Annotated in this window: 15 protein-coding genes; 6 read left to right on the top strand and 9 right to left on the bottom strand. The window is 56.7% G+C overall.

From position 1 onward, the window contains the following. Nucleotides 1–18 precede the first annotated feature (18 nt). Nucleotides 19–624 carry a L,D-transpeptidase family protein gene (locus Q1A74_RS13010; protein ID WP_299596741.1) on the bottom strand — a complete coding sequence of 202 codons (606 nt, stop codon included), beginning with the start codon at nt 622–624 and terminating at the stop codon, nt 19–21. Nucleotides 625–1,245: 621 nt separating this feature from the next. After that, nucleotides 1,246–2,904, bottom strand: coding sequence for an alpha-amylase family glycosyl hydrolase (locus Q1A74_RS13005; protein ID WP_299596737.1), 1,659 nt, complete (start codon nt 2,902–2,904; stop codon nt 1,246–1,248). 291 nt (nt 2,905–3,195) lie between these two features. Here Q1A74_RS13005 and Q1A74_RS13000 point away from each other — a divergent pair, with 291 nt between their 5' ends. Next, a complete protein-coding gene (locus Q1A74_RS13000; protein WP_299596734.1) occupies nt 3,196–3,558 on the top strand; it encodes a hypothetical protein in 363 nt (120 codons plus the stop codon). 165 nt (nt 3,559–3,723) lie between these two features. Next, entirely contained in the window at nt 3,724–4,323 is a 600-nt protein-coding gene (locus Q1A74_RS12995; protein ID WP_299596731.1) for a hypothetical protein, read from the top strand. 28 nt (nt 4,324–4,351) lie between these two features. Here the strand turns inward: Q1A74_RS12995 and malT are convergent, their stop codons facing one another. The 6 genes from malT to Q1A74_RS12965 form a co-directional block, all read right to left on the bottom strand. Next, nucleotides 4,352–7,078 (bottom strand): HTH-type transcriptional regulator MalT, encoded by a 2,727-nt coding sequence (gene malT, locus Q1A74_RS12990; protein ID WP_299596728.1) that lies wholly within the window; start codon nt 7,076–7,078, stop codon nt 4,352–4,354. A gap of 166 nt (nt 7,079–7,244) precedes the next feature. Continuing rightward, nucleotides 7,245–9,938, bottom strand: a complete 2,694-nt coding sequence (locus tag Q1A74_RS12985) for a family 20 glycosylhydrolase (RefSeq protein ID WP_299596725.1) — start codon at nt 9,936–9,938, stop codon at nt 7,245–7,247. A 51-nt stretch (nt 9,939–9,989) separates the two neighbouring features. Further along, nucleotides 9,990–11,651: a glycoside hydrolase family 3 N-terminal domain-containing protein gene (locus tag Q1A74_RS12980; protein ID WP_299596722.1), complete on the bottom strand. Its 1,662-nt coding sequence runs from the start codon at nt 11,649–11,651 to the stop codon at nt 9,990–9,992. Between the two features lie 46 nt (nt 11,652–11,697). Next, nucleotides 11,698–12,474 carry an ATP-binding cassette domain-containing protein gene (locus tag Q1A74_RS12975; RefSeq protein ID WP_299596719.1) on the bottom strand — a complete coding sequence of 259 codons (777 nt, stop codon included), beginning with the start codon at nt 12,472–12,474 and terminating at the stop codon, nt 11,698–11,700. After that, entirely contained in the window at nt 12,471–13,439 is a 969-nt protein-coding gene (locus Q1A74_RS12970) for an ABC transporter permease (RefSeq protein ID WP_299596716.1), read from the bottom strand. The genes Q1A74_RS12975 and Q1A74_RS12970 overlap by 4 nt, the downstream gene beginning before the upstream one ends. 66 nt (nt 13,440–13,505) lie before the next feature. Continuing rightward, nucleotides 13,506–14,609, bottom strand: a complete 1,104-nt coding sequence (locus tag Q1A74_RS12965; protein WP_299596713.1) for a substrate-binding domain-containing protein — start codon at nt 14,607–14,609, stop codon at nt 13,506–13,508. A 239-nt stretch (nt 14,610–14,848) separates the two neighbouring features. Here Q1A74_RS12965 and Q1A74_RS12960 point away from each other — a divergent pair, with 239 nt between their 5' ends. Both Q1A74_RS12960 and Q1A74_RS12955 read left to right on the top strand, forming a co-directional pair. After that, entirely contained in the window at nt 14,849–16,081 is a 1,233-nt protein-coding gene (locus Q1A74_RS12960; protein ID WP_299596709.1) for an ROK family transcriptional regulator, read from the top strand. Between the two features lie 258 nt (nt 16,082–16,339). Continuing rightward, nucleotides 16,340–18,919, top strand: a complete 2,580-nt coding sequence (locus tag Q1A74_RS12955; RefSeq protein ID WP_299596706.1) for a TonB-dependent receptor — start codon at nt 16,340–16,342, stop codon at nt 18,917–18,919. 364 nt (nt 18,920–19,283) lie between these two features. Here Q1A74_RS12955 and Q1A74_RS12950 read toward each other — a convergent pair whose 3' ends face one another. Further along, nucleotides 19,284–21,182: a glycoside hydrolase family 9 protein gene (locus tag Q1A74_RS12950; protein WP_299596703.1), complete on the bottom strand. Its 1,899-nt coding sequence runs from the start codon at nt 21,180–21,182 to the stop codon at nt 19,284–19,286. 261 nt (nt 21,183–21,443) lie between these two features. Here Q1A74_RS12950 and Q1A74_RS12945 point away from each other — a divergent pair, with 261 nt between their 5' ends. After that, nucleotides 21,444–22,616: a lytic polysaccharide monooxygenase gene (locus tag Q1A74_RS12945; protein ID WP_299596699.1), complete on the top strand. Its 1,173-nt coding sequence runs from the start codon at nt 21,444–21,446 to the stop codon at nt 22,614–22,616. A gap of 285 nt (nt 22,617–22,901) precedes the next feature. Continuing rightward, nucleotides 22,902–25,925: a TonB-dependent receptor gene (locus Q1A74_RS12940; protein WP_299596696.1), complete on the top strand. Its 3,024-nt coding sequence runs from the start codon at nt 22,902–22,904 to the stop codon at nt 25,923–25,925. Nucleotides 25,926–25,927 lie beyond the last annotated feature (2 nt).

Here is a 25,927-nt window from a genome sequence, read left to right as displayed (position 1 = left end):
TTGATCACCGATAAAGTCTTACTGGCGCACCGTCACCTTGGTACCCATGGGCGCATTCTCGTAAAAAATCTTCGCCATATGCCAAGGCAGGCGGATACAACCGTGGGATTCCGGGCGGCCAGTCACTTTACCCGCGTGCATACCCACCGCGCCATTTACCCGCATAAAAAAGTCCATGGACGCACCGCGGAACACCGTGCCCGCCGGGCGCGTGTCGCGGCGCACATCGACGCTGGATTTGCGCACATAGCCGGCCCGGTCCACATAGTGGCCAAACAGGTTGGAGCGGTGATCGATGTCTTTTTCCGATACCCGGAAGCTGCCGGTGGGGGTGCGGTAGCCGGCGATGCCCGTGGCTACCGGAGAAATTCCTGCCAGGCGCCCACCCTTATAGAAGTAAGCGCGCTGTTCACTGATATCGATAATGATATGCGGTGCGCCCCCCACCACATCCCGGCGCCACCAGGCACTGCCATCGGTCATGGATCTGTGCTGCTGGTAGGGATACGGATAATCACCGGCCTGGGCCAGCGGCGCGAATACGGCGGATGTGGCCAGGAGCACACTGGTGCCCAGGGCGATTTTTTTGAAAGCACGTTTGATAAAAGTGGAAGAGCCTTGCATGCGTACCTCATCTGCTCTTGCGAGCAATTTGCAGGTCGGCGTTTGGCGTGTTTACTCAGTCCGTTCAGAAGAGATCGTCACTTTATTTGGGACGAACGAGCTCCTGCACCGGTGTGCACAAACCTGACCTGTGAATTTCCCCAAAGCGGCGCGTCGGTGTATCCCGAATTGGCCGCGGGATGAGCCTGCCGGTTGGTAACGCCGATGAGCGAACCTCTGGGCAAGTGAGAGGCATATTAGGGTTGGGGTTTGGCGCCTATTACATTTAAATGGAATGACGGGAGGCGGGAATATATCGTTTCTTTTCACGTCAATTGCGGGTTGCTTTGGCAAGCTAGGCCATCGTGCATGGGGAGTGCATAGGGAGTGCGTGGGGAGTGAAAGGTACAGGGGAGACAGGCAAAAAAAAGCCGGCTATGTAGCCGGCTTCAAAATTCCAGAAAACTGGAAGTCGTGCTTTGACGAGAGAGCAACGTATTGACGATCTTATTGAGAGGTAACCCTTTGAGCGCGTTAAGCAGGTCGAGTTCGCTGCACTTGCGTAAGTGCGTGCCAATTTCTCAATAAAGTCCGAATTTTTTCGATTTTTCCTGTGGGTTATTTACGGAGTTGGTTCCGGGCTTACTTCCTGGAGAAGACCCGTGCGCCAGCAACCGGCAAATGGATCACATTGCCGTTCACCTTGCCGGCGAACCAGCTGGGGGTCACATCTTCGCTGCCGGCAAATGTTTCTGGTAGAGCAAGGTCTGCGGCTTCGTGACCCAGGTTCAGTGCTACAAAAAAGCGCTCCTGATCCCCTTCGCTGCCACGTTCGAAGACCAGAAGGTCATCGCCTGTCTCCACAATCCGCTGGCTGGCGGTGGCCAGTTCCGGCGTGAGATTCCCGTGCCAGCTCAGTAACGCGCGGAAGCGATTCAGCATGGCGTGTTGGTCATCCTCCTGGACGGAGGCGGCCAGGTGGTAGTGCTCTTGTGCTACCGGCAGCCAAGGATTGACCTTGGAGAAGCCCGCATTGATCTCGCCGCCGTTGAACCAGGGCATGGGGGTGCGGCAGCCGTCGCGGCCCTTGAATTCCGGCCAGAGGTTGATGCCGTATGGGTCCTGCAGATCCTCAAAGGCCACATCCGCTTCCGGCAGGCCCAGCTCCTCACCCTGATACAGACATACACTGCCGCGCAGCATCAATTGCATCAGCAGGAACAGCGGTGCGCGGGCTGCAGCGGCCTCCGGGCCAAAACCCTTGTTCCAGCGGCTGAAAGAACGCGGCACATCGTGGTTGGAGATGGACCAGCAGGGCCAGCCTTCTTCCGTCACCCGGCGGTTTTTCTCGAGAGTCTCGCGCAGGAACTGCGCGCTGCAGTCTTCTGACAGCAGGTCAAACGAGTACGCCATATGCAGACGATTCTCGGTGGTGTACTCGGCCATGATCTTGTGGGTGTTATCGTCGCCCACCTCGCCCACGGTGGTAGAGCCGGGGTATTCGTCCATCAGTGCACGTACCCGCTGCAGGAACGTGAGGTTCTCCGGCTGCGACTTGTCGTGGATATGCCATTGGTACTCGTAGCTGTTTACCGGCGGCAGGCCGTTGGCATCCAGCTTGACCGGGCGCGCCGGATTGTCTTGCAGGGAGCGGTTGTGGAACGCGTGGTTGATCGCGTCCAGGCGGAAACCGTCGACCCCGCGGTCGAGCCAGAATCTCAGGTCGGCCAGTAGCTGTTCCTGAACCTCAGGATTGTGCAGGTTCAGATCCGGCTGCTCCTTGAGGAAGTTGGTCAGGTAGTACTGACGGCGGCGCGAGCACCAGCGCCAGGCGCTGCCGCCGAAGTTGGACATCCAGTTGTTCGGTGCAGTGCCGTCTTCCTTCGCATCTGCCCACACATACCAGTCGGCCTTGGCGTTGTCGCGGCTCTGGCGGCTCTCTTCAAACCAGGGGTGCTGGTCGGAGGTGTGGCTCAGGATCTGGTCGATGATGACTTTAAGGTCGAGCTCGTGAGCCTTTTCGATCACCCGGTCGAAGTCGTCAAGATTGCCAAAGATCGGGTCAACATCGCGGAAGTCGGATACATCGTAACCAAAGTCTGCCATCGGCGACTTGAAGAAAGGAGAGATCCAGATGGCATCGACGCCGAGGGTTTTCACATAGTCCAGCTTCTGGCAGATACCCTGGAGGTCGCCAATTCCGTCGCCGTTAGCGTCACAAAAGCTGCGGGGGTAAATCTGGTAAATAACGCTGTTGCGCCACCATTCCCCGGTTGGGTTGCTGTTGGGATTACCGCTCATGCCTTGAGTCCGTTTTTAATGCTGTTATGTGTAGCTATTAGGTTAGGGTCAGTATGGCGGCGTCGGTGCTGCCTTACCTCCTCCCTTATAGGGGGGGAGAGGGCGTCTGATGCAGTTCGAAATACAATTCCTCGAACGTTTAAGTATCTGGGAGCTGGTGCCGCTCAAGTTCCTGGTAGTGGTGCAGACTTGCACTTCACTCCGGGTAGGGATCAGCTGGGAAGCCTTTTCCGTTATGACCCCTTGTCAGTGACAAGCAGTCGCGCATCTGCGCTACTTTTGGCGACCTCCATGGCAGCGGCTCGCGATGTGGAGGGCGTGGCATGGGCTGCGGATTTTGGTGGCTCCGCAGTGCTGACTCAGGCGATGCAAATATTGGTAGATAAAGGTGTAAGCCTGAAAAAGCATACAGTTTACTTCCACAAACCCCGCACTTCGCCCGCTAAAGCACTGAAGTTGGCCCACCAATTACAGATGCGCTTAAATGAGCGTATCGCTGACACCGGGCTGAGTGCACGTGGCGCACTTAGCCAGTTTAGCGTGGCTGGTGTACGGCTAAGGAATCAGGATGATCCCTATAGCAAGGGCTACCATTCCGAAGCATGGCTGAATGGCGGCCTCAAGGTCGCCGCCGCTGGAGTGGCGGCGCCGTGATCAGTACTGCCTGCCTCAGGGATCATCATTTTCCGGCTCACCAGCAACCACTTTGACGCTTGCCGGAAGTCGTTTAAACCTGCGTGCTCCACGACACAGCCCGTTACGAAGCTCTGGGGAATCAATTGTCTTCTAAGACGCCTGTGGGCGTTTTACGGTCCGTGGATGACCGGGTGCAAAGGGGAGCTGATATTCAGCGTGTGTGTTATTGGCCGGTTCAACGAGCACAGATTTGAGAACCTGTCTTTTTTTAACCCCAAGGCCTTTGAAGTGGTCTTATTGCACTATTTGAATGAACGCTACGGGCATCACAACTGGGAAAATGAGCTTTCTCATATTCCTCGTTTTCACGGCCCTATAGATTGGCAGCGGTACTCACATCTACCCGTGCCCAGCGCGAGTTTTAAAATCAGCCGGGGTTCTGATCCGATGAAATTAGTTCGCCCCGAACATATTTTTGTGTTCCCGATTAGCGATGGGCACTTTGTGGAGATATGTTTTGCGCAGGATTTTTATAGCTTTGATTCTGAGCACCGCCCAGTCTTTGACGTCTCACCAATGCAAGAATTGCAAGATGCTATCTTCAACAGCATTACCTTGGAACTCGGCCCAGAAACCCAGGCGCGCGTCGATGAGGTAAAAGCCGAAATCGGCAATATGCAACTCTGCAAAGAATTTGCCCCGCTGAAGTGGCCCACCAATATCTACCCCCCGGAGCCATCCGAAGCTCCGCAACCGCAAAAATCCCTCAAAGCCGGTTGTTAAAACCGGCTTATTTCCATTCTCCGTCCGTCTAGGGCTTGTCCTGCACCGACCGCAACAACTGCTCCGCCAGCGCAATCGCCTGCTGGCGATCTTTCACATCCAGTTTTTGATACAGACTTCGGATATGGGTTTTGATGGTGCTCGGTGCGACTTTGAAGTGCCGGGCGATGCGTTCGTTGGAGAGGCCGGAGTGGATGGCGTTGAGGACTTGCCATTCCCGGGGGGTGAGGGGGGAGTGGCGTAGGAAGTCGGGCACGGCGTCGCTGGCGAGGATTTCGCGCACGATGGTTTCGTCCAGTTCGATGCGGATGCCGCCGCCCAGTTCTGGTTGCTGCTGGGCGAGTTTGATCAGTTGCTGGGCCTTGTCGGCCTGTCGCTCGTCGAGGCTATTCTCTCCGGTTTCGTCCTGTGCCGCTTTTAACAACACAATCATTGGCTTGCCGATCTGCAGGAAGCTGGCGGTGAGGTCGCTGTCCTGCATGATGGTGAGTGCCGCGCGGAGGTGGGCCAGTGCGGGTTCCTTGCGGTCCCGCAGCCACGCGAGGTGCGCAGCGAGGACGCGGTTGCGCAGCTGGTCGGTGACCAGGCCGCACTCTTCGGCCACCTGTTGCAGGCGACCCAGCAGGCGATTGGCGTCGGACCAGCGGTGTAGGGAAATCAGTGCGCGCACGTGGTTGCGTCCGTGGCACTGCTCGAAGTGATTGCTGGGGCGGTCGGCCACAGGCTCTGCCTGTTCCTGCCAGGTGGCGATGGCATCGGTATTTTCCAGGGCCTGCCACACACGCATTCTGGCTGCGTTGGCATTGGCCACCCAGTCGCGGTGGTAGTGCTCTCCGGCGAGCAGGTGCTCTACGCGCTCCATCCACTCCAGGCATTCGTCCTTGTCGCCGCGGGCCAGGGCTACTTTCAGCAGCAGGGTGTACTCGGGCAGCAACCAGCGTTCGCCTACCTTGCGATTGATCTGCATGCCGCGGCGGGCGGAGTCGGCGGCGCCGTCCAGGTCGACCGCTTCCCATTGCAGCTGACCTTTCAGACGATAGATGAATTCGGAAATCGGCAGTCCCACCAGGTGGTGTTCTTCTACCAACCGCTGCGCCCGTGCCTGCAGTGCGGCGGCCTTTTTCAGTAGGCCGTTGGCGAAGGCGATCTCGGTCTGTTGGCACAGGGCCCAGGCGGCATTGGGAATGTCCTGGCGGGCGAGGGTGGCTTTTTCCACCGCTTCCATATGGTGCATGGCCTGGTCCAGCTCGCCGAGGCAGAAGCTGGTTTCGCCGATGACCAGCTGGGCGGCGATGCGCTCGTTGTCCTGCTCGTCGGGCAGTAGTTCCAGTGCTTCCTGGGCGTATTCCTTGGCCTTCAGAATCTGCCCGCGGGACACAGATACCTGCGCACGCATGGCAGCGAAGGCACCTTCGAAATCCTGCCACTGTTTAGGGTCTTCCCGCTGTAACCAACTCTCGGCGGCGGCCAGCAGTTTGTTGCAGTGGTCGTAATCGAAACTGTCGCGGGCCAGGCGTGCGGCCAGCAGGGTAAAGGAAGCGTGGCGTTTGATCTGGTCTTCGCCAAGCCAGTTGAGGCTGTCGTTCAGTACGCGGAACTGGCCTTCACGCAGGAACTGCTCGCCCTGTTCGGCGATAAGCTTGTGCACCCGCTCGCGGTCCTGGGCCTTGAGGGCGTGGCGCAGAGCCTCCAGGGGCTGATTGAGCTCCTGCCAGGTGTCGCTGGCGGTCTGGTGCAGCTGTGTAAGCTCGCCGCTATCAGATAGTTGACGCTGCAGGAAGCGGGCAAATACCGGGTGAAAGCGGAACCACTGGCGGCTGGAATCCTGTGCCTGCAGAAACAGGCCGCGGCTGGCGGCGGTTTCCAGTTGTTGCTGGCCGCCGCTCTGGCCGCTCAGCCGCTCCGCGAGCAGGCCGTTGACGCGGGTGAGGATGGAGGTGCGGGCAAGCAGTTGGCGCAGTTCCGGCTCCAGCCGTTCGAGTACCTCTTCTGCCAGATAGTCGAGGATGTGCCCGTGGCCCTGCTCCAGCTCCGCCAGGTAGCGGTCCACTTCTTCCTGGTTGCGTACCGAGAGGGCAAACATCTGAATGGCCGGTGGCCAACCTTCGGACAATTGATGCAGCTGTGCTACACGGTCGCTGCCGAGGGCAAACGGCAGCCGCTGAGTCAGAAGTTGGGTAGTTTCGTCGGTGGTCAGTGCCAGTTCGTCTGCGGAGAGTTCCAGCAGTCGTCCTTGCAGGCGCAGGGCGCCCAGCCCCAGTGGTGGCTGGCTGCGGCTGGTAATCACCACGCCGATACCGGCGGGCGCATGGCGCAGCAGGAACCGGGTGGCATCGTGTACCGCAGCGTTGTCGATCTGATGGTAGTCGTCGAGGACGATACGCAGTTCGCTGGGGAGCTGGCGCAGTTCCGACAGCATCTGGCTGATGACCAGGGAGGGGTCGAGGTTGTGCTGGGCGGCGAGAATTTTGCTAGTCTCGGGCACGCCATTGCCGGTGGCACGGTGCACACTTTCCACCAGATAGCGGCAGAACTGGCCGGGCTCGTTGTCGCCGCCGTCCAGGGAGTACCAGGCCACCGGGTTGTCCTGCTCCGCCGCCCAGGACGTGACCAGGGTGGTCTTGCCGTATCCGGCGGGGGCGGTGACCAGTAATAGCTGGTCACTCTGGCTCTGTTCCAGAAGAGACTGCAACCGGGGCCTTTGCAGGGTGTGTTCCGGGCAGTCGGGGAGGCTGTACTTGGAGGCTAGGAGCATGGCATTGACCGGTCAGCGTGGCTTGAGCCGGGGTTTCCATTCACCAGAACCGCATCAGAACCCCGGAGGCGCAATTGTACAACGTTAGTGTGCCAGCCCTCTCTTCGCCCCGCGTCCTCCCCCCGGGGGGAGGAAACGTCGTTTGTGCGTGATCTTCTTGCCGCCCTCAGAGTTCCACGCTTCTGCTCGCACGTTTGCCATCGGCGCTGCGTGCCCTTAACCCGATAATCGACTCCGGCGCCGTTTCCTGAGTGACCGGCTGCCACTCGCGGCCGTCGAAGTACTCTACTGGAAGGCCCGGGTATGGGGTTGCGACTTTCAGTATGCCGGCTTCGACAACTGCACCGGGCACAGGAACGCGGTAGCCCACATTACCAAGGTCCAGCTTGTAGAGCTCTTTGTTGCCGAGCGCTGCGGAAAACATCAGCCAGTCATCGGCCAGCTGTGTTGTGTCAACACGGTTGCTTTGATCGTTAAACACCTGACCATCTGGGTCGATTTCCCATGTCGCCTTGTGCCAGGCGCGCTCGGCAAGTGCGAGTAAGCGCGGAAAAATTTTGTACTCAACCATTTCGTCGGTACGGGTGGTTTCACTCCAGAGCTGCCCCTGTATTCCCACTACGGATTGCGAAAAATCTGCGCCCGGCGATTCTCCTTCCCAGGGCTTGCCGTCAGCATCGGGAAACACTTCCGCTAGCTGCGGGGTGTTGAGTGGCGAGTAGCCAAAAACTTTGCGGGTATCGGAGTTCCGCGAGGCCCAGTAATAGCCGTTTTCTTTTGGGTCCATTTCGTAGGGCATGTCGAAATACAGGTGGTCTGAATGAGACTGCACCACACCGAAACCCCGGCTCGCCAGGCGGTGACTTTTGTCGCCGCCATCGCCGAAGGCTGGCGCCCACGAATTGATGTAGTTATCGCGAGTACTCAGCTGTGTATGGGGATTTTCAATATTCTTGAGACCGTCATACCAGGCGCCCATCGTGGGGATGCCGGCGTCGCTCACTATCTTACTGACACGCGTGGCAAAATAATTGCCCAGTTTTTCGATGGAGTCCACGGTGCCGTTTTCAACCAGTCGCTGGCACTGGGGCGAGCCGGACCAGGGCTGCTGGCGGGAAGCAGCGGCGACATCGCCTTTTTCCGGATCGGTACCCGGTGCATCCTCGAAACTGTCGAATGCGCGGAGGTTGATTGCTTCATCTCCACCGAAGTGCCATGTGGTCAGTGGCGCTCCGGCGGTTTTGTGCATCTGTTGCACCTCGCGAACCAGTTTGGCGACAAACTGATAGCTTGACTCGATGCAGGGGTTTACATAGCTGTCATTATAAAACTGTACTGACAGGAAATCGGTGCTGTCCTCCGGGTCGATCAGTCGGAATTCGTCAGCTTGGTCGGGCGCTGTCTCCTGGTATTTTTGATGCCGGGCTTCCATGGCGACGATAGCGGCGCGCGCGTGAGCCGGGGTGTCAAACTCGGGAATCACTTCGATATGTCGAGCAGCGGCGTAGCGCACGATTTCTATATAGTCGGCCATGGTGTAGAAGCCGCTGCCGAAATTATCGTTGTCTGGCCCTGAACCCAGTTGGGGTAGCAGGCAGCGTTTTTCGCTCAGATCAAAACAGCGCTTACCGCCCACTTCGGTCAGTTCTGGAAGGCCTGGTATTTCCAGGCGCCAGCCTTCGTCGTCAGACAGGTGGAAGTGAAAGCGGTTGAGCTTGTATACGCTCATTTGCTCCAGCAGCTTGAGTACAACCTCTTTACTGTGAAAGTTGCGCGCTACATCGAGAAACATACCGCGGTATTGAAAGCGCGGTGCATCTTCGACATGGGCAAGGGTCAGCGTGCGCTGTTTGGCATCCACAAGCGAGAGCAGGGATTGCATCCCGTAAAATGCACCAGCCTGATCAAAGCCGATAATGGTTGCGCCCCCACCCCGTGCGTCGAGGCGATAACTGCCGGCAATGGCTTCGTCGAAGGTTTCCGGTTGGATGGTTATATCAACGGGATATGCCGCATCGCCGGTTTCTGTCAGGTTAAGTTGTTGCAGCCGATGTTGGATTGCGACATGGCTGTTCTCGGCCAGTACTGTGCCTGCTACACGAATACCTGCCGTGAGCGATAGTGGCGCCTGAGGATAAGGAGTGCTGGACAGGGGCTTGGGGATAATCCGCGCGCGGCCATCATTTACGGGTGTGCCGGCGGCTGTATGACTCTGGTAGCGACTGGCTGCGCTCGCCAGGGTATTGCCGTCGTCCGCGGTGTGTTTCCAGTTCAGCGGGTCATTACTGATGATGGGGCGGACAAAATCCGAGAGCGTTTCGCTGTCGGTGTTGGCAATGACCTGCGTATTACCTGCATCGTCGGCAATAAAAAAGCGTGGCATAAAATCGGATTCGAACTGGATCCGCTCTTCGATGAGGATATCCAGTTGCAGAGTCTGCCCCTTGGCAAGTCCAGGGAATTGCGCCGTAGGCACCAGCCGGTGAAGGTCGCCCTTAACGTGCTCAAGTGCAAAGGCATCGCTGTTCAGCAGAACAAGGTTGCGTCGGATACTGTGGAAATAAAGATTCCAGCCGCTCTGTCCCGAGGCCAGTTTCGCGCCAATGTTGTTCAGCGACATGCGATAAGTGGAGCACTTGGCCCCGATGCCGCCAGCACGTTTGCACTGCTGTCGCAGATCGCCGTCCACCCCCTGGAAGTTTTTTAGTACCTCCAGGGTAACCGATAGGCTGCTCGCAACCCGTTCTGAGGTGGTGGATGAGAGCTGCTTCATCGTACTTTCCGCGCCGTTGGCGGGTTGATCACATCCGATGAGCAGCGAGGTAAGCAGGGCGGAGCCAACCAGATTCAAAGTGCGCATGTTTGGTACCGTTGTTATTGTATTTTTTCCAACTGATCACTTGGAGGAGCGTCAGGCGGTTTCTGCGTTTTTCGCTGAAATTTCCAGGTCCTGGCTAAGCAGTTGTGCTGCTGCACGGGCACTGCAAGCTCGACTGGAGTAGCTGCAGACGTAGGTGGAGAGCCCTGGAAAGGCTGCCAGTTCATAATCGGAGCGCAGTGCGATCACGATCACGGCATCGCCAAACTTTGCCACGGCCCGTCGGACGATCTCTGCCTGCTGGTCGCCGTCGTAATCCAATCCCGGTAAGGGGTAGTCTTCGGTGACTATCACCAGGGGTAGTTCAATACGAACACGGCTGTCTTCGGCAAGCAGTGTGTCCAGCAGTTCGTACCCGACTTCCCGAAAGTTGCATCCCCGCGCCCGGAGCTCTTGCCGGAATACATCATAGGCTGCATGGGGTTCGTTGGGCCCAATGCCGCGGGTGCCGGTCACCAATTGGTGCATGGCGGGGTTGGACCCGCCGGCGAGGGTAAAACCATCGCGTTTTAGCGGCCATGCGCCACAGTGATTTCGTACAACCTGCAGTGCCTTGTGGGCACACTCGGCGGCAATGTTCTGATGCTCGCCGCTTTGCAGTGCACCGCGGACAAAACGCGAGGGATGAGTAAACTCCGCACCTGTGTACTTCACGGACAGTACGCGGGTCAGGGCCGTATCGATGATGGACTCTGCCAGCTCACCGCGCTCTACTGCGTGAATCACACCCAGAATGGTTTCGCGCTGCTTTTCCTTGTAATTTCCCAGTTGATTTTCATAGTGCTCTTCGCTGAGCATGATCAGATCGGCGCCTGCAGCGAGGGCGCGTACCGCAGCCTCCGCCGGTGCGTAGTTTTTTCGCATGGCCCACATATTCATACTGTCGGTAATAACCAGGCCTCTGAACCCCATTTTTTTGCGCAATATGTCCTGCAGAATTTTCTTTGACAGAGTGGCGGGGTTTTGCGGATCGATGTGTGGATAAAGAATGTGACCGGTCATGATCAGATCCACGCCGGCATCGATGGTGGACTGGAAGGGTGCAAGGTCACTACGTCGCAATTGATCCCAGGTTTTATCCACAGTGGGAAGCAGGCGATGGCTATCCTCACCGGTATCGCCGTGGCCGGGAAAATGTTTGGCCGAAGACACCACGCCACCCTGGCGTAGCCCTTTTACCGCCGCTGCAGCATGCGCCGCGACTTTTTCCGTATCCTCACCAAAAGAGCGTACGCCGATGATGGGGTTTTTCGGGTTACTGTTGATGTCCGAGCAGGGGCCGAGGATACAGTTAAAGCCCAGTGCGCGAATCTCACGGCCAAGTACCTGGTGCATCTTTTCCGTCAGCGCCAGATTGTCTGCCGAGCCCAGAGCCAGGTTGCCGGGCCCGGTGGTCGTGTGCTCTACCAGTACACCCCAGGCGCCTTCCTGGTCCACAGCGAGAAGCAGTGGTGCATCACAGGCACGTAAATGCGCCTCGTAGTCCAGCTGTGACGTAAGTGCGTAGGCTTCCTCGGGAGTTTCCGCATTGTCATGGGTCAGGTAGAAGCCGCCTACGTGCAGGTCCCGCACCAGCGACTTCGCGTATTCTGTGTCTTTATCGGAGTAACCGAGAATGAATAACTGACCGACTTTTTCTGCCAGCGACATATGTTTGATCAGCGTGCTGACATGTTTCAGAGTATCCTGTGGCATCGCTTAATCCTTTTAAATCCACGCGACAATTGGTTGTTGCGCCGTTTTATGCGCTCAGGCGCTGGGCGCCGGTAATGAAACCCACAAGATCCCGTGGGGAGACATCGTTGATCGCGACATCCGCAATACTTTCGCCACGCATTAACACTACAGCACGATCACAGGTTTCCATTACATGTTGCATGTTGTGACTGATCAACAGTACCGCCACGCCCTGTGAACTGATCAGGCGAATTAGCTCATTCACCTGTGCACTCTGCTCGACGCCGAGGGCCGCGGTGGGTTCATCCATAATGACGACATCGGCACCACTGTTGACCGCACGTGCAATGGCTACGGCCTGGCGCTGCCCACCAGACAGTTTTTTGATGGCTTCACTCAGGTCCGGAATGCGCGAGTTCAACCTCTGTAGTGAACGGCTGGCAGTGGCCTCCATGGCACTGTCATCCAGCCAGCCAAAAAAGCGCAGCAGTGGATTTTTTGACAGTGTTTCCCGGTTCAGAAACAGGTTTGCGGTGATGTCAAACTCCGGGATAACGGCGAGATCCTGAAATACGGTTTCGATACCCAGGTCGCGCGCATCTTGGGGGGAGGCTATTTTTACCGCGCGGCCATTGACCTGGATCTCTCCGGTGTCCGGCGGGTGAATGCCGGACGCGCAACGTACCAGTGTGGACTTACCTGCGCCGTTATCACCCAACAGGGCAACTACTTCGCCTTTGTTGATATTGAAACTGACATCTTTCAGCGCCTGAATACCGCCGAAACTCTTGGAAATATTTTTAATGGTAAGTGCGGGTTGTTTCAGCAATTCGTTGCTCATTTCTGCTGCTCCTTCACACCGATGGCCACCGCGACAACAAGGATCAGTCCGCGAGCAATCATTTGTTCATTTGTAGAAAATCCGGAAAGAATCAAGCCGTTGTTGATCAGCCCCATCAGCCAGGATCCGATTACCGCACCCAGAATGGACGCGCGGCCGCCAAACAGGCTGGTGCCGCCGATGGCAACCGCGGCGATGACCGTGAGCAAGTCGGCTTCCCCCAGTGTGTACCGCGCACCGTGTAGGCGACCGGCATAGAGCAGGCCGGCAATAGCAGCAGAAGTGGAAGCAATAACAAGAGAGGCGATACGGATTTTTACGGTATTGATACCCATCGCGCGCGCGCCATTCTCATTGCCGCCCACGGCCAACAGGTGGCGGCCGTAACGCAATTTACGCAGCACGATATAGCCAATCAACGAAGCGACGATGGTCCACACCAGTAATACGGAAATGGCGCCAAAACTGCCGGAGCCGAAAATAAAATTAAAGCTGCTGTTGATAATGGGCACGGATTCTAGGTTGGTAATCTGCCGTGACAGGCCAGTAATTACACCCATCGTGCCCAGCGTGATCAACAGGGAGGAGACTTTCAGCCATTCGATCAGCAGGCCGTTGATCAGACCAATGATAACGCCGACCATCAATGCGCCGCATACCGCGACCGGCATGGGTACCTGTTGCATCAATACCGCGGCAACCAGAGCCGACAGTGCCACCACCGAGCCGATCGACAGGTCAATGTGCCCACCGGCAAGCGCGAAGGTCAATCCGATCGCCATGATGGTGATTGGTGTCGTCTGGCGAATGATGTTCATAAAATTCGCCAGTGAAAAGAATGAGGATTCATGCAGTGTCACAGTAAAAAACAGTAACACCAGAAAGAAAACGTAGTAGACAAAGTATTCCTTGCGAATAAGGGCACTGGCAGAGAACCAGTTGTTGAACTTCAGCGAAGAGAGCATGCTTCGACCCCGGTTAAGTGTTGTTCTAATTGTTTGTTGGTATGGAGCGGCGAGGTTGCCGATTATTTATTTCAGCGCCTTGTCCAGTAGCCTGGGGAGTTCGGTGCGATAGGCACTGCTCCAGATACCGCGGATGTTGTCCCGCTGCACCTTATCGAAGCCGACCACGGAAAATGCCGGTGCAGGTTTTTCAATAAGTCCGTAGGCGCCGAGGCGAGCCATGGCCTGGCCTATCTCATAGGGCCGGTCGGCGATAGTGCCGTACATACTGCCGTTCATCGCCATGTCCACCAGGTTGTTAACCCCCAGATCATGGGTGACGACTTTGATATCGCCGCGCCCCATGGAGCGGAGCCCCTCGATCACACCCTCTGCGGCGGCATCCCAGGCCACATAAATGGCTTTCAGTTCCGGGTGCTGCAATACCATGGCGGAGGCGATATTCGAGGTTTCGCTTTCTTTGGTAAAACCGCGCTCTACTGCGATACGAATTTGCTCATTACCGGCGAGCCCTCGCTGAATGGCATCGCGGAATGCCTGGTCTCGGTTATTGGTGATGAAGTAGTCGGCATCGTGGTAGATCATGCCGATGGCGCCATTGCCGCCAATGGCGTCCCGGGTCATTTCCGCGGCGGCGACCCCCATCCCGCGCATGTCATCGGTGACGATGCCCACATAATCCTGGCCGGGTTTAAAGCCTTGAATTGGATTGGACAGCAGCACCAGCTTGCTGCCCTGATCGACCGCTGCGCGATAGCTGGTGGCGGCACTGGTGCTGTCGATTACCAGTGACAGGATGATATCGGGCTTGAGCGCCATGACATTTTCGATGTCTGCCGCCTGTTTGGCGGGGTCATACTGGGCATCGGTTTCTGCGACTATCTCGATATCCAACTGGGAAAAAGTATCTTTGGCCCCCTCGCTCAGGGCGTTTACCCAGTTGCTGGATCCGTGCCATACCAGTGCGGCCTTGAATCCCTTGCCCCGTTGCTTGGCCTGTTCGTGAACCCGGGCGATATCTTCCGGCTGCAACAGAGTTGCTTGTTCGGCATTGACCGCGATGTTGCCCAGGGGGCCGCGCAGGGGGGCGTTCAACCCTGTCTGGGTATCCGGTGCAGCATGCGCCAGCTGACTGGTAAGTAGCAGAGGAAATAGGAACTTTCGATACATAATTTTTATTTTCCGGCGTCGTTGCTGCAGCGCTTTGCAGAAGTGCTCAATAGGGGCTTTCCCTGTGTGTATGAGCGCAATATTGGCGAAGCCTGATTTCCAAGTCAAACAAATTGACTAAATGCAATTAAGCTTTTATGCTGCGGTTAATTTGCGATAGATGCGGCCGAGCGAGGATTGTTGTGCACTTGATGAGCGCAGTAGTCGATATTGGCATTACTAGATGAAGGGAGAGCGGCTTGAGAGGCAATAATTCCAAGCAGAGTAAAACATCGAACCTGCGACTGGTGCTTAACCTGATCACTACCGCCAGGCCCATTTCCCGTGTGGAGATCGCGCGGCGCACGGCGCTTACCAAGCAGACCATTTCCAACCTCACTGACGAATTGGCCGGCGCCGGTCTGATTCACGAGACAGGAATTCGTCGCGAGGGTGTAGGCAAACCCTCGAAGATGCTCGACCTGAATCCCGAGGGAGCTTATACCATCGGACTTCGGGTCAAGGCGCGCAGCATCGAAGCCGGGTTGTACAACATCGCTGGCGAAGCGATGGAAGTGCGACAGTTCCCGTTCAGCGAGCAGGGCCCAGATGTGCTGGTGGAGACCTTGGCGCAGATTGTGGATACGTGTTTACAGGGAGCCCCTGCGGGCCGCGAACGTGTTCTGGGTGTGGGACTGGTAATGCCGCCACCGCAGTCGTTCAGCCGCGATCCCCGAAAAGCCGGTCAATTGGGAAATCTCACTGATCAGCATGTGCAGCAGGTACGCACGCAGCTGGTTGAGCGGATCCGCTTGCCCGTGGTGAGTGAGAATGTAGCGGCAGCCGTATCCGCGTCAGAGATGCTTTACGGTTCGGCAAGGGACTTGCGGAGCTTTGTTTACATTCACCTTGGGGAAAGTCTCGAGGCAGGCATTGTGTTCAATCGCCAGCTGTTTGGCGGGTACAACGGCATTTCCGGTCGTCTGGGGCACGTCATCGTTGACCAGCATGGCGGACAGTGCCGGTGCGGAAACCATGGGTGTCTTGATCTATATGCCTCGCTCGGTTCTTTGTCCAAAGCACTGGGACGCAAGATCAAACCCGGCCAGGACTGGTGGGAAATTCTTGCCGACCCCGACAAGCACAAAGCGGTATTGGATGCCTGGTTCCAGCAGATGAGCGAGCCCATGCGCATTGCTTTCAACATGGTGGAGAACCTGGTCAATCCGCAGACGGTGATTCTCGGCGGTGATATTCCGGACTGGTTTATCGATCAGTTTATCCGGCGTCTGCGTCCGTTTATCCCATCGGTATCCCAGTTCGGTGAACGGGAGATTCCCCGGTTTATTCGTGCCCCCAAAATGGAAAATATGGCTTTGCTGGGTGCGGCTACCTTGCCCATTTACTCGGCAATCAGCTCTGAAGGGGCGGGCGCGGTCGACATCGAGGCGGTGGGTAACGTCACCGAGTTACAAGAACTTGTGTACGCCTGACGTGCACAGTCACCGCGATCCGGGCAACTCCGCGCCGCCTGGAAACTCTGGCTTTCTCCTTTCCGGGCCGCCGTCCTGTGTGGCCTACCCAGTGTTACCCGCACACATTTCCCCGTAAAAATTAATAAGTAAAATTGTTTGACATAATATTAGTCCAATGCATAGACTAATTTCAGCTCGATAAAGCTGAAACATCAGCCGACCCAGGGGGTATACGGGGGAGCTTGGCTTTGCTTCATAAAAATAAGAGGACTCAACATGTCAGTCAGTTTGAAAACAGCCGTTCAACATGCCAACAAACTGGCCCTGCGCTACGGCTCCATCAGTGCACTTGCACTGGCTGGAATCGCTGCGCCGGGCTTTGCTCAGGATGCAACTCTGGAAGAAATTCAGGTGACCGGTATTCGCGGTAGCCTGCGCAGCGCGCTCGACAGCAAGCGCGATGCGGACGCGGTCATCGATTCTGTTTCCGCCGAAGATATCGGTAAGTTCCCGGATAAAAACATCGGCGACGCCTTGCAGCGTGTTCCCGGCGTTACCGTGGTGCGGGGTTTTGGTGAAGTAAATGGCGTTACCGTTCGCGGTACCGCTCCACAACACAGCGTGGTATTGCTGAACGGTCAGAACGTGGCCAGTGTTGGCTGGTTCGACCTGGGTGGGACCAACCGCAGCTTCAACTTCGAGCTGCTGTCCGCCGAGCAGATTTCCGGCATGGATGTGTACAAGTCGGTGGATGCCAGCCTGAATGAAGGCGCCTTGGGTGGCACCGTAAACCTGCGCACTCGCAAACCGCTGGAGATGGATGAATTCACGGCGACAGCATCTGTGGAAAACGGCTACAGCGAAGCCGGTGAAGACTGGTCTCCGTCCTATTCCGGGCTGGTCAGCTGGAAAAACGCGGACGCCACTTTTGGCGTGCTGGTAGCGCATTCCTCCGAGCAGCAGCATGTAGTGCGTGAAACCCTGAGCTCCTTTGCACCTCCCTATGATCACGTGCCGGATTCAGAAGGTGGCTCTCACACCATGACCTGGGGCATGGCATCCATTCTGTTTGATGAAGAGCGCGAGCGTGCCAGTAGCCAGTTCACCATGCAGTATTCACCGTCTGATGCGCTGACCTTCTCCTTGGATTACAACCTGTTCACACTGGATAACGACCATGTGAATACGGCACTGTTTGCCATTCCCGATTTCAACGGTGCGTATCTGGATGCGGACTCTGTTGTTACTAACGAATTCGGTGCGGTAACCAGCGCGACCGTAATGCCGGGTAACCTGACTGAAGGCGGTGTGCCATTCTTTAATAACTCGGTGCTTCGCAAGCCTGAGATGGAAACCGACGCGCTCAACCTGACCATGGATTATGAGGGTGATGGCTGGCGTTCCCATGTGGTGGTGGGCCGCTCTAATGCGGACAGCTTCACGCCGCAAACCAGTACCTGGTGGGGAGACCTGGACGATCGTGCGAGCACTGGCTTTACCTTCGATCTTGCCGACGCACACGAGATTATTCCGACCGATCCAAACTATGTGACTGATCACAGCCGCATGCAGTTGTTCCAGGAATTTACTTTCCTCGACAACATTCGCCAGAATGAAATCGAGTATTACCAGGCCGATTTCGCCATCGATGTAAACCAGGGAATTTTCACCACCGTCGATACCGGGCTGAAATACCAGGATCAGATATACTTGGGCCGTGTAGATAACCGCGATGTTGATCTCGCCGCGGCCATGGCCGAAGGTTTGAGCCTGGCGGACTTCAACGGCGGTGTGGCTTCCGGTCTGCATGGCCAGGAGGGGCGCAACGGTACTCTCGACAGCTTTGCGGTGGTCAGCGGGGGCATCTGGGACTATGGATATGCCAACCGCGCTGACACCATCACCGTGACCAGTGATTTCTCCATTGCCGAAGAAATTACCGCGGCCTACGCCAAGGCGAACTTCGAAGGCGATGGTTTCCGCGGCAACATCGGCCTGCGTGTGGTGGATACCGATGTACTGTCCAAAGGGCGGATCGCTGGAGAGCCGGCCAAGGGTGCGCGCAGCTACACCAATATCCTGCCCAGCATTAACTTTGCTGCAGATATCTCCGAAGAATTGCTGTTCCGCTTCGCCGCAGGCTCGACCGTATCCCGTCCAGACTATGACGATATGCAGATGGCTTCCACCGTCGCGATCAATATGGGTACCGCCACAATCGGCAGCCCGGATCTGGATCCTTACAAGTCTGATAACTATGACATGGGTGTGGAGTGGTACTTCACCGATGCTTCGGTTGTAGGTGCAACCCTGTTCCACAAGAACATCAGTGACTACATCGAGCTTACTACCGCCATGGAAGCGCTGGATGGTTGTTCGCAGACCTGTCAGGTAACCCGAGCACGCAACGTAGGCACCGCGGATATTTCCGGTATCGAGCTGCAATACCAGCACGATTTCGGCAATGGATTCGGTGTGCAGGCCAACTACACCTACACCGACAGCTCCGTAACCAACTCCGCAGGGCAAGTAGTTGACGTAGATGAAGTGTCCCAGAACTCCTACAACCTCTCCGGTTACTACGAAAACGATCTGATCAGCGCGCGTGTTGCTTACAATGCTCGCGATGGCTGGCACGGAAACTACAACAACAGTGGTACCGAAAGCCGTTACGACGACTACGACCAGGTTGATGCCTCCGTGATATGGCACGCGACGGAGAACCTGGACGTTTCCCTTGAGGCGGTGAATATCTTCAACGAGCCGCTGGTGCAACGCCTGCCTACCTATGGTGTTATCCACAGTGTGGATGAGTTCGGTGCGCGCTACTTTGTTGGCGCCAGCGTGAAGTTCTAGTATTGGTTTGATCAGTGAGCGGCAGGCGCCGGGGGATTACCCGGCGCCTGTCGAAAAAAGTTCACCTTGTACTGGCCAGCATCGATTGTGGCGCCGGTGGGGAAACCCGCCGGCCTTTTTGCGTTGGGCGCACCTCGATTGCGCCTGACTCCCCTCCATACTTTGACGCCTTCCACACAGCGGTATTTTGTTGCAGCCAGCGGCGGCTGCCGTCAGAAACTGCCCTGCATCTCCTCAGCCGTTAACCCATAGAGTCTCGAAATGCGGAGACGGAGAATGCAAATCCCCGTTACATGAACATTAGTTTGTTCCCGCGTCATGGCGCTGTGCGGGCTGGCCATGCCTTCTATTTATGCATCGGGTTTTAGTGGTGGGGACAGCTGCCGGAGTGACTGCGCTCGATCGTGTGCAGCCCGTTGATCAGGTAGGCAAAGGGCGCATTCCAGTTGATCGCGATTTCATTGCTGGCGTAGCTGCAGACATCGTCGGTAAAGGATTCGTCCGCGACCTTGCTGGTATATGTACAGCCGTCCTGCTGTGCGGGGTTGGGGCCTCCCACAAGGAAGCCTGGCAGCGGCGGCAGGTCGGGCTTGGCCGCTGCCAGTCGATGGTGGGGGTGCTGCGGGCTCTTGTGGCCAAAGCCGGTGACATAGGAGTAGCCGGTGGCGTTTCTCCCGAGCAGATAGTCGCGGGTGTCTTCGGCGCTGCGCAGAAAGTCGCTGTCTTTGGTGATGCGAAAGGCTTCCAGAAACAGAATCCCCTGATTCGCCGCCACCGCGTTGCTGCCCCAGACAAAGAACGCCGGGTCGCTGACCATGGGCACCCGGTAGGCGTTGCGGCTGCCCGCCGTTTGGAGGCTGCGTGCTGCCTTGACCAGAGACAGTTCGGCGGCGCTGCGCCAAGTACCGCTGTCTTCCGGTAAACGGTCTTTGTGTGCAAGCAGGCTGTAGTAACCGAGCCAGCGCACATCTGCCCAGTTGGGTAATTGGTAGTCCGCGGTGCTGCTCGCCAGCACTTGCCAGTAGCGATCTTTTTTTGTTGCCAGGTACAGTTCGGCCGCAGCCCAGAAGCGTTCGTCGTCCAGTTGCTCGTCGCCGTAGGCGCCGGTAGTGATGTTCGGCTCAAACTGCTGGTTGAGCTGGCCCTGCCGGTAGTGCACGGCGGGGTGTGTTTCCGCCCACTGCCAGGCCTGCTGTGCGGCGTGCAGATAATCGGCGGTCTTTTCCGGGAAATACGGGGCAAATACCCGCGCGGCTTGCGCCATTACCGCGGCAAAATCGAGGGTGGCCGCGGTGGTCTTCTGCACCATATAGCGGGGTTGCACCGCCTGGTGCGCGGCGACCATGCCTTCAAAATTCGCGGTGGTGAGTTTGTGGTAGACACCGCCGTCGTGCGGGTCCTGCATTGCCGCCATCCACTCCAGGTTGTACAGCACCTCATCGAGAATATCCGGCAGGGCATTTTCGGATTCGGGAATATTCAGGGACTGTGCGGAAAAATAGTCCGGATAGCGCTCGAAGGCACTCATCAGGGTGCCCATGGTGATGCCGCTGTTGACCACATATTTGTTGTAGTCGCCGGCGTCGTACCAGCCTTTGGGGGCGGCAACCGTGGTACCTGCGGGGCGCTCGGGACTGGCGGCGGAGGGGTGAATCCGCACTTTGTCGTCCGGGTGACCAGCCGCCCTCGCCCAGGGACCGGCATAGTCACCCTCGATGGCTACCGATGCGCGCTGAAAATAGAATGCCTTGAGGCTGGCCGTGGCCAGTGTGTCAAACACATTTTGGTCTATGCGAAAAACGTGTGAGGGGCGTGCGGATGGATCGCGGTTGTCGCCGTCCAGACTGCCGCCCTCAACCACATCAGCGTCAAGAGCATCTGTCTCAATGTAGTAACGCCCCGGGCGTTCCAGTTCGGAAAAGTCGGCCTGCCAGGCCGCACTTCCACCCCAGGACGTTTCCGTCGATTTTTGCCACGCCCCCTGATAAATCACTTGTTCACTTGCAGCATCCCGCACGGAAAACTTGCCGGGATCTTCCGCGGTGAGCAAAACCGCCAGTTTGCTCGAGGCCGGGTGGTAACCGAGCTGGTTTAACCGAATGTGTGTGCTGGTTTGGCTGGGTGCCGTCTTCGTGCTGTGTGCGTCCGCGGGTGTTTTGTCGGCGAGTGCGGCGGAACTGGCGAGGACCATGACGGCGATGGTGGTGGCGATCGTAGTGGCAATGGTGGCGGTGAGCGCACTTGCTCCGAAAGGCGAAGACATGAGAATTCCTGTGAGCATTGTCGTGAATATTATTGTGGTTTTTCTTAAGACGTATCAGACCCTGGGATCTGCTCTGCGATCTCTCTATTTAAGTTAACAATCCGTCCGTCAAGTCACTTGTTGCGCCTGTTTCACCCTGTAAGTTTGATCTTATCCACACTGTGGCATTTTGTCGCAGTGCACCGGGTTCCCACTGGGATGTTCGCCCGTCACCTCTTCAGTAGTAGTCCGATATAACGCAGAACAATGAGGAAAACGATGATGAGAAAATGTATTTGGAAAAAAAAGGTATGGATAAAAGCGGTGAGCGCCGTAGGTGCCTCACTGCTTGCCAGCGCAGCATTTGGTCATGGTCTGATCGTGGAGCCGCCATCGCGCAACGCCCATTGCGGCCTGAATGAAAAACCCGATATGGCAACCACCCCCGCCTGTGTGGAAGCTGCGCAGAAAGATTACAGCGGAAGTTACCAGTTTATGAGTGTGCTCACCCACGCGCAGGGCCGCGCGCAGGCAGAGAGTACCCATGTATGTGGTTTTGACAGCGAAACCTGGGACGGTGGCCCCACCCCCTGGGACTACCAGCTTGACTGGCCCACCAGCACCATGAGCAGCGGCGAGCAGACGTTCAGCTGGAATATCAGCTGGGGCCCGCACTGGGATGACACCGAAGAATTCCGCTACTGGATTACCAAAGAGGATTTCGATTACCAGGTTGGGGGCACCCTGACCTGGGAGGATTTTGAGGAAGAAGCCTTTTGTGTACTGAACTACGATGATGCCAACCCCACGGCCAATCCGGATGTGGTCGTAGAGAAAGCCAATAACCTGTTCCACACCACCTGTGAAGTGCCCGAGCGTGAAGGCCGGCATATTATTTACGGTGAGTGGGGGCGGAACTACTTTACTTGGGAGCGTTTCCACGGCTGCGTGGATGTGGCGTTTGACGGTGGTGGTTCATCGTCATCCAGTAGCAGCTCTTCATCCAGCAGCTCGTCCAGCAGTTCATCTTCCAGTAGTTCTTCCTCGGGCGGCTCCTCGTCCAGTTCTTCATCCGGGGCATCCAGTAGCTCTTCCGGCGGTTCTTCCTCCGGCAGCGGCAGCTCTTCCAGCTCCGGAGGTGGCGTGGATGCCAGTGTGAGTTGTGATTACGTGGTCTCCAACGAGTGGGGCAACGGCTTTACCGCAGAAGTACGCCTGACCAATACCGGCGATGACCCCGTCAGCGGCTGGGAAGTGCAGTGGGGGTATTCCGACGGTACCGCATTGACCAATACCTGGAATGCCGTGGTGAACGGGATGGGACCCTTTACCGCAACCAGCGCTGGCTGGAACGACACCATCGGTGCTGGCCAGACCGTGAGCTTCGGCATGCAGGGCGACAAAGGCGGCAGCAGCGCGGAAATCCCGACGATTACCGGTAATGTATGTAACTGATTGATCGAGATCCCGATCGAGGTACCAAGCCACCGGCTCACCCCGGTGGCTTTTTTATATCCGGGATTTTTTACCCCAGGGGGGACTATCGCCACCAATCAATCGTCTTTCACTTAGATAGGGCAGAAACCGCCAGGCTTACTGGGGCAGGGACTGTCGCTATACAGGTGGCGGTAGAGCCAAAGCTCAAAATTTAAACAATAACCAATAAAAGCTGCTAAGGCCTTCTCGGGGGAGTTCAGCGAGAAGCGTCGGCCGCGGCTGAAATCGAAGAGGGAAGACCAAATGTTCAAACGCTCCAAATTATCCGGTGCAGTGGTTGCGGCTATTGCCTCAATGACCTGCGCACCACAACTGTTCGCGCAGGAAAGCACCACTCTGGAAGAAGTCACCGTTACCGGTATCCGCGCCTCCATGGAGCGCGCGATGGACATCAAGCGCGACTCCGCCGGTGTGGTTGACGCCATCTCTGCCGAAGATATCGGCAAGTTCCCCGACACCAACCTGGCGGAATCCCTGCAGCGGATTACCGGGGTATCCATCAACCGGGTGAATGGTGAGGGTTCTGAAATTACCGTGCGCGGCTTCGGCCCCAGCTTCAACCTGGTGACGCTGAATGGTCGTCAGATGCCCACTGCAAACGTGGTGATGATTGGCGGTGACCAATCTGCGGATGATCAGCAGGGGACTGGCCGCTCGTTCGATTTTTCCAATCTTGCGTCTGAAGGGGTTTCCGGGCTCGAGGTGTACAAAACTGGCCGCGCCTCCTCCCCTACCGGTGGTATCGGCGCAACGGTCAATATCAACACCATTCGCCCACTGGATAACCCCGGTATTCAGGCATCCCTGGGCGTAAAGGGTATGCACGATACCGGTGTGAACTTTGACGGGGAAGATATCACCCCGGAAACCTCCGGCCTGTTCAGTTGGACCAATGAAGAGGAAACCTTTGGCGTAGCGCTATTCGGTTCTTATCAGGAGCGCCAAGGTGGCACCCGCAGTGCCACCGTGCACGACTGGAATATTCGCAGCGGTGCCAGCTTCAACGATGGCTCCAGCGAATACGTCGGCAATAACACCGTAGTAAACAATCCTCCGGCAGACGATCAGTTGGTTGCTATCCCCAACGACAGTCGCTATCACGTATCCAGCCACGAGCGCGAGCGCACCAACGCCCAGCTCACCATGCAGTTCCGCCCCCGCGAAGACCTGACCCTGACCGCGGACGCCCTGTATGCGAACAACGAACAGCTGGAGCAGCGCACCGATCAGGGCAACTGGTTCAACGCGATCCGCAACGAGCTGACCTTTGATGGCAACTCCGTTGTGGCAACACCGCTTTACCAATATCAGGATATTCCCGGCGATGTGAAGGATATTGGTTTTGAACAGCAGCTTCGTACCAGCGAAGACAGCCTGGAGTCCTTTGGTTTCAATGCCGAGTGGGACGCGAACGACAGTCTGACGTTGAGCTTTGACGCGCACACCTCCAAGTCGCAAGCCAACCCCAATGGCCCGCTGGGTACCAGTTCTATTCGCTTTGGTATCGGCGCTTTCGTTGTAGATGGTCACACCCTGGATATGAGCAGCGGCTTCCCGGTACACGACATTGTTTTCAATGACGATGCTGGTAACGGGAATGGACAGATCGACGCAAGTGAGCTGGCCACGTCTGTCGCTCGTACAACTACCTCCAGCCAAGAGCACCAGATTGATCAGTTTGCCTTCGACGGTAGCTGGGAGCTCAGCAATGGCCGCATTGATTTTGGCCTGAGCTCCATCGGTTCAGAAATGACCCAGGCGCGGATGCAAACCACCCAGACACTGGGTGGTTGGGGTAACCGCACACCGGACATTCCTGCGGATCTCGTTGATGCATTCTGCATGACCTGTATGTTTGAAGACTATAACCCTGGCAGCAAGGATCTGAATGCGTTCCGCGGTGATGCCGGTGAGCTGTTTATGGCGCTCGCGGGTCCCTGGTCTTCCGATAACATCGATACTCAGGAATTTAACGTTGTTGAGGAAGATATTCTGGCAGCATACTTTCAGTTTACGCTGGATGGTGAACTGGGTAGCTTCCCGACTCAGTTGGTGGTTGGCACACGTTTCGAACAGACCGATACCACTTCCACGTCGTTGATCCAGGTTCCGTCCGATATCGTGTGGAAGTCTGATAACGATTTTGAACGCAAACTATCCGCGAATGTATTACCTGTGGATCTGGACGGGAAGTACAACAATCTTCTGCCGAACGTAGACTTTTCTATTGATCTTCGTGAAGACCTGAAAGGTCGTGTTTCCTACAGTAAAACCATCGCGCGCCCGGACTACAGTAATCTGCTGGCGTCCACCAGTGCAGAAACCCCACCGAGCCCCACCGCGCTGGGTGCTGTTGCCCTGGGTAGCCGTGGTAACCCCGGCCTGTTGCCACTGGAATCCGACAACTTTGACCTGTCTGTTGAGTGGTACTACGGCGACAGCAGCTACGTGTCTGCAGGCTTCTATGAGAAGCGGGTTTCCAATTTTATTGGCGACGGTAAATTCAGTGAGTCACTATTCGACCTGCGCGACCCGACTTCCGGAGCGCCGGGCACTCGCTCCGGAGATGCACTGGCCGCACTGGATGAAATGGGTGTAGATACCAGTGAAGCGCACCTGTTTACCATGACGGCGCTGATCGACAACTTTGGTATCGACGATGCCAAAACCATGTTTGAGAACGAGCTGGTTGACGGTAATCTGCCTCAGGGTTACGTGGACGATATCCTCACGGATTACGATGTTGTTGCCAACGCCGATGACCCTTACTTTGCCTTTGATGTGTCCGCACCGGTGAATAATCGCGAAGCCAAAATTCACGGCTTTGAACTGGCAGCACAGCACTTCTTTGGTGAAACAGGATTCGGGCTGCAGGCCAACCTGACCACCGTGCGCGGCGATGTCGGTTTTGACAACGGCGCAGATCCCGCGCAAACCCAATTTGCACTGCTTGGCCTGAGCGACAGTGCTAACTTGGCGGTGATCTACGAGAACTTCGGTCTTTCTGCGCGGCTGGCCTACAACTGGCGCGATCAGTTCCTCGCGGATGTTAACCGGGGTGCTTCCAATAACCCGGTCTACATGGACGATTTTGGTCAGGTGGATATGAACATCAGCTACGAAGTGAACGATAATTTCACCGTGCTGTTTGAAGGTTTGAACCTGACGGAAGAAAGTCTGCAAGCATTTGGTCGGGATAAGAACCAGTTGTGGCACGCCCAGGAACTGGATGCCCGCTACCTGATTGGTGCGCAGTACAAGTTCTGATG

It is taken from the genome of uncultured Microbulbifer sp. (assembly GCF_947504145.1).
Lineage (GTDB): Bacteria > Pseudomonadota > Gammaproteobacteria > Pseudomonadales > Cellvibrionaceae > Microbulbifer.
This window is presented reverse-complemented; position numbering and strand designations above follow the sequence as displayed.